Source organism: Thiocystis minor, from assembly GCF_016653465.1.
GTDB classification, from domain to species: domain Bacteria; phylum Pseudomonadota; class Gammaproteobacteria; order Chromatiales; family Chromatiaceae; genus Chromatium; species Chromatium minus.
The window spans coordinates 1-5,551 of record NZ_NHSQ01000173.1 but is presented as its reverse complement, the minus strand read 5'-3'; the positions used below and the strand labels follow the sequence as shown (position 1 = coordinate 5,551).

The window sequence follows — 5,551 nt, the reverse complement described above, 5'->3', positions numbered from 1 at the left end:
GAAAAATAAACTCCGCCGTCTATCTGGAAATGCTCCAGGTATTCCTGGATGAACTCGACCACCGCCTCCACCGATCCGGTTTCGTCCGCGTAGATCCAGACCTTTCCGTCGCTCAGTTCGGACTGGATGTCGTATTTTTCGTCCCAATCGTCTGGGTCGCCGGATTCCTCGGCCTCGTCGCGTTGTTTCTGAAATTCGTCCCAGAAAGCCTTGACGGCTTCCTGTGCGCCCTCGCTCTCGGGCAAGGGAAGCATGACGGAGAATTGCAAGTAGTTGTTTGCCATGGGATAATCTCTTATGTTTTGTGAAAATGCCGCAGCGGAATTGCCGTGGCTTTCGTCAGAATTGCGGGGATTGAAAGACCACTAATCCCCGTGCGGGGATTGGCGGTTTGATGAGCGGTCTAGGCCGCTTGCGGTTGCGTTGATTGGATGACATCCGCCCAGTCCACCCCTTTTCGTCCCTGGGGAATGGCCCGATTGGGCAGTTGGATGCGCGCCTCGACCCCGGATCGCAGGAGGCGTTCCTGCAAGGTCGCGGCGGCTTGTTCGCCGGTTTCGCGACGATCCCGGTCCGCCCAGATCGTCACCTGACGGACCCCGGCGGGCGGTTCAAACTTTGCCAGCAGCGTCGCACTGACCGCCGCCCACACCGGTTGCCCGGAGAGGCAGCGTGCCGCCAAGGCGGTTTCGATGCCCTCGGCCACGCCCATCGCCGCGTCAACCGACGCGAGATGGATCGCGCCGCCCGTCATCGAGGCCACGGGCGGCATCAACTTTTTGGGACTCGACACCGTGGCCTTCCAAGCACCGTTGCGGTGCAGGTAGGTGCGATGCAGCGTGACCGCTTTTCCGTGCGGATCGCTCACCCGTGCGACCATGGCCGGGTAATGGCCGGTCGCGCGCCCGTTCTCGTAGTAGGCGAGATGCGGATGAAACCGCACCACCCGCGGGTCCAGCCACGCCAGGGAGGGACCGACACCACGATGCTCTAAATACCGCCACAGCGGCCAAGCCGCCGAATCGGTGGGATCAATCGATTCGCTCCAGGTCGACCGCAACGCCTGTTGACAAGCGGTGACTGATCGCGGCGTCGGTGCCGAAGGTGCCGCTAACGTCCGAACGGGTAGCCGAGCACCGTGCTCGGTCAATCCCAAGGACGCGCCAACCGCCTCCAGCACGACCGGGAAAGTCCAGCCGGTGAGCCATCTCAGCAGCGCAAACCCATCCGGGAAGGCACCGCAGGAATTGCAGATGCCCCCGCCGGTATGGGCGACATCCCGAAAAACGCGAAACCCATCGGTGCCGCCATGAATGGGGCACGCGCCATGTCGTCCCGGACGCTCCAGAGCGGGTTCCAACGCCGGAACCAGATGATGCAGGATGCCAATCCAGCGGCCCTGCGCGTGTGTTCTAACCAACGTGGCGTCTAATGTCATACGACTTCCAATGCTTTAAACTCGTTGAAAAAAGGAAGACGTACCCCTCGCGGGGAGACGCTTCCCGCTAGGGTGAGAGGTTTTGGTATTGGCCTTTCCGATCGGAAAGGCGTCAAACTGGCCGATGAACTAGCCGACCTGAACCGTCGTCAACATCGCATCCAGCTTGTTTCCGTATCGTGCACAGAAGGCTTGCGCCTCCTCGGTCTCCGGCGTCGACAAGCCGGCTGCCCGCGCCAACAACACGAGGCGGAACAAAGCGTCCGACGCCATAAAACTGAAGCGGCGCTTGTCTGCTTCGACCCAGACGATCGGGCCGGGAGCGTTCTTCGGCGTTGCGCTCGCGAGCGCATCGAGCACATCCATTTGATTGATGATGAGATTTTCCAGCCAATCGGCGTAGATCCCATCGCTCACGGGACTGGTCGAGCGGAGCGATTCCCGCGCCTTCACGAGCACGTTTTCGAGCAGTTCGGCAGGGTCGAAACTCGGTGCTGGAATGTCGCGTTTTTCAACGAGCCAACAGGGATGGTTGAATTCGATGAACCAGGAATCGGCTTCGCGCTCCCAATCGAGCTGGCGGTTGTGTTGTTTTGCGAAGGCCAGCGCCTCGTCTTCGGAGGTCGCCGTCACGGTGACATTGACACGCACGATCATGTCTTTGCTCACAAGATATTGATTCATCGATAATCTTCCATTCGTCACGGGCAACGCCCCCGCAGGAGTACGTCTCCCATTGGGGGTAAATGCCAGCGATCTGGCGCAGGCGCGGGTCAGCGCGCGCGAATCCGCGAGGGCCGGCGGCGAATGACCCGGACGGTTTCGCCCGGCTCGACATCAGCGGGAAAACCCGCCCGCGACGTGATGCGCAGCAACGAGAGGTGGCAGGGCATCCAGCCGCTCGACCTGGCGACCCAGAACCGCCTGGTTTCGCGGCCCTCTGGGTCGTACACCGCAACCCGGTGCTGCTCCAGCCCAACCAAAGTGGGAACCAGATCGGCCCAACACCGTTGGCCGGTGGCCTGATGATGCTCACGCCCAAGGCGCATGGCCGTGTGGTAAGCCTGAAGATGTTCGTCGCTGCCCAACGGCACGGCGGCACAGGGCAGACCTAACCAGTCGAGCACCTGCCGACGCCGGCGTTCAGCAACGTGATGCCCGATGGTTGAGGAACCGCCGGTCACCTGGATGACATAGAGATCGTTCATGCGCTGTCTCCGAAGACACGAGGAGGCGCATGCTTCCCAAAGGGAAGATGAGTCTCCCCAGGGAATCCTGCCAGCAGGATGCTGACACGATGGTGAAGAGCGGCCGGAAAAGCCGCGATGCAGGGACGTTTAAAGCAGGTTGCGTTCGGCCATGGAGGTGCAGGATTCAGCGACCACGATGTGATCGAGCACGCGGACCTCGATCACACCCAGCGCGTGTTTCAATTTCGTCGTGATCGCGAGATCCGGCGCACTGGGTTCCGCGTGGCCAGAGGGGTGGTTGTGGTAAAAAACGACAGCCGCAGCGTTGTGTTGCAGCGCCTTTTTCACGACTTCTCGCGGATACACGGCGGCGGTATCGAGCGTGCCGCTGAATAAATCCTCGGCAGCGAGGACTTGATGACGATTGTTCAGCCAGAGCGCCCCGAAGACTTCAATGTCCAGATGCCCAAGACGCATCTGTAGATAAAGCATGGTTTCTTTGGGCGCGGTGAGTGCCTGCTTGTCGACCGTCTTCATGCGTCGCTCGATGATCGCCATCGCTTGCTGAAGGATGACGGATTCGGCGTTCGTGTCAGCCGTCACCGTATAGAGTGCGGCTTCCTCCTGTTGACGAATGCTTGTCCCGGTCAGGCCGGTTTGTTCAGAGACGTGTTTGCGCATGCGGATCTCCAATTTGGGGAGACGCATGATTCCCAAAGGGAAGATGCAAATCTCCCCAGGGGGTTGAACCAGCGGATGCTGGCGAGTTGAGTGCAAGCGCGAGCTTGCCGGTGGTGCGCGCGGTCTTGATGGATCGCCCGCGCAGGCGATGACGACCTCAACCAGGTGAGATCGCGGGAAACCTGTCCGCTCGACACGCACCCAACGGGGATGCGGAGGGGACAGGTTCCGGGGCGCATTGGCCCCGAAATCCATCGCTTCGGTGACGATTAGGTCACGATCTGCCTTAAAACAGCGACAGTTGCTCGCCAACCCGGATCGCAGACGCGGCGGGAATGGCGTTCACGCCGATCGGCATCGGGCAGGACGGAACCGTCAGGTTTTCCAACAGACCGTCTTCGTCCATCGGCGGCCACGCGAGCGACACGATGACGTGCATGCCTTCGTGCGTGAGCGCGTTGCCCTGGTAGACGTGCACTTCGCCGAGTGCGCCGTGGAGCGTGGCATTGGCCAGCAGTTGGGTCGCCGTCATTTCCGCGCAGAGGCGATCCAGATCGATCGCGGTCAAGGCGAACTGCTGCAGGGCGCTGACGCCATGGTGGCGCTGCACGCTATCGCACGCCGCCAGTAGCATCACACCCGACCCGCAGGTTGGCTCCATCACCCGGATGCGTGTCTTGCTGTGCAGGTGCGCATCCAGTCCGGCGAGTTGCATCTCGGCCATGCAGGACGCCACGGTTTGTGGCGTAAAGTATTGGCCTAACCAGCGTTGCTGGCCGCTCGAACCGAGTTCCATGTAGGTTGGACCCAAAATGTCAGTCCAGGGATGCTCGCCGACCAGATTGCCGTAGAGACTCGACAGCGCGTGCAACGCCTCCTGGCGTTCTTCGTCCCAGGGCTGTTGAAGCCGCCGCCCGAAGCCGGCCAGCACGTCCTGGCAAAGGAAATACAGCCACTCGTCGGGACGGTAGCGCCGCCCTCGGTTCGCAAGGGTTTCGATGTCGCGCGACAGGTGACGCGCGGGAGACTGGCGATCTTTTAGAGCGGTTTTCGTTTTAACCATTGGCGGACCTCGAAAAAAGGACCGCCCCCCTGGGGAGCGATCCCCTGGGGTGAATGAACCCGGCGGTTGCCGGGCGGAAAGTCAACGCACGATTAGTGCGTCTTGATCTCGCGGAACAGGCGTCGTTCGTCGTGTTCGGCGCGTTTGCCGTGATTGAAGGCCAACACCGGGCGGTGATACCCCATGACGCGAGTCCACACTTCGCACGGTGTGCGTTCGGTATCGGACAGGCCGATCTATTGCTGGTCAGGTTTTTCCATCGACCGTCTCCATGCCCGTAGACCCACCGAAAAGATCGGTGGACCTGCGGGCGGCAGTGGCCCTAAACGAGGAACTGCTCGGCGAGACCGAACAGCGTTTTCTTAAGATCGGCAGGGGAATCGATCTGGATGTGACGTGGAAACAGCCACGACACGTCGATCTTGATACCGATGCCGGCGATCTCGATGCCAGTTGCCTGGCATTGTTCGATGATGTTCGTCGCCCCGATCACGTCATCGGGCTTGCCGTCGGTCATCACCAGGATCACCCGCTTCCGCTCCTGTCGCTGCAAGAGATCGGCGGCGGTGTACCACAACGCCTGCGTCAAGGGCGTGCTACCGCGCGGCTGTTGCAGGAAAGCGCCCGCACGTCTGGCGGGCCGTTGCCCATGCTGGATCAGGCGGGAGACCTTTTCGTCCTCCCCATGGAAGCCTGGAAAGGCGGTCACCGCGACCGACACGCCTTGAATGGTGTCGAGTGCGAGTGCCAGCGCCAAAGCGGACTTCTGAGCGATGTCGCTCTGCGATTCGCTGCCGTAATAGTTCCCCATTGACCCCGACAGGTCGATCAGAAGATGCACCGCCGTGTTCGGTGCCGTCCGTTCCGTCTTCCGGGCGAACAGCCTCGAATCGCCAACGCCCGCGCGGTGCAGACGGTGAGCAATCAGTTTTTTCCCCTGACGAACGGCGTATGGCCGATCCATTTGGGCGGATTGCACCAATCCTTGCAGTCGGGCCGTTAAGGCCCGCGATTCCCCTTGCACGTCATGGAGAAGGCGTTTCCCTGCTGAACACAGAAGAGAGGCTTCCTCACCGATCGGGAGCATGGTCTGGTGTCCGTTCCTTCTCGACTCGGTTTCCAACAGGGTCTTGGCGGTCTCGAAGAGATCCTGATCGAGATCGTATTCTCCGGCCTCCA

General features: G+C 61.1%; 8 protein-coding genes. All 8 read right to left on the bottom strand.

All coding sequences use genetic code 11. The features are described 5' to 3' along the window. On the bottom strand, positions 1 to 284 hold a 284-nt coding region (locus CCR95_RS22635; RefSeq protein WP_201098734.1), incomplete at its 3' end, for a hypothetical protein. Between the two features lie 119 nt (positions 285 to 403). Next, a complete protein-coding gene (locus CCR95_RS22630) occupies positions 404 to 1,420 on the bottom strand; it encodes a DUF7146 domain-containing protein (protein WP_242523437.1) in 1,017 nt (338 codons plus the stop codon). A gap of 147 nt (positions 1,421 to 1,567) precedes the next feature. Beyond that, complete coding sequence (locus CCR95_RS22625) at positions 1,568 to 2,095, bottom strand: hypothetical protein (RefSeq protein WP_201098730.1); 528 nt, start codon at positions 2,093 to 2,095, stop codon at positions 1,568 to 1,570. 116 nt (positions 2,096 to 2,211) lie between these two features. Beyond that, entirely contained in the window at positions 2,212 to 2,646 is a 435-nt protein-coding gene (locus CCR95_RS22620; RefSeq protein ID WP_201098728.1) for a hypothetical protein, read from the bottom strand. Between the two features lie 129 nt (positions 2,647 to 2,775). Further along, entirely contained in the window at positions 2,776 to 3,309 is a 534-nt protein-coding gene (locus CCR95_RS22615) for a JAB domain-containing protein (RefSeq protein WP_201098725.1), read from the bottom strand. A 286-nt stretch (positions 3,310 to 3,595) separates the two neighbouring features. After that, on the bottom strand, positions 3,596 to 4,372 hold the full coding sequence (locus CCR95_RS22610; protein ID WP_201098723.1) for an N-6 DNA methylase: 777 nt from the start codon (positions 4,370 to 4,372) through the stop codon (positions 3,596 to 3,598). A 92-nt stretch (positions 4,373 to 4,464) separates the two neighbouring features. After that, complete coding sequence (gene nrdD, locus CCR95_RS22605) at positions 4,465 to 4,608, bottom strand: anaerobic ribonucleoside-triphosphate reductase (RefSeq protein WP_201098736.1); 144 nt, start codon at positions 4,606 to 4,608, stop codon at positions 4,465 to 4,467. Between the two features lie 86 nt (positions 4,609 to 4,694). Then, positions 4,695 to 5,551: cobaltochelatase CobT-related protein (locus tag CCR95_RS22600; protein WP_201098721.1), on the bottom strand; the 857-nt coding region annotated here is incomplete at its 5' end.

Coding starts and splice junctions, on each gene's coding strand:
- CCR95_RS22625 (WP_201098730.1), bottom strand. CDS start 2,095: ATGATCGTGCGTGTCAATGTCACCGTGACGGCGACCTCCGAAGACGAG.
- CCR95_RS22620 (WP_201098728.1), bottom strand. CDS start 2,646: ATGAACGATCTCTATGTCATCCAGGTGACCGGCGGTTCCTCAACCATC.
- CCR95_RS22615 (WP_201098725.1), bottom strand. CDS start 3,309: ATGCGCAAACACGTCTCTGAACAAACCGGCCTGACCGGGACAAGCATT.
- CCR95_RS22610 (WP_201098723.1), bottom strand. CDS start 4,372: ATGGTTAAAACGAAAACCGCTCTAAAAGATCGCCAGTCTCCCGCGCGT.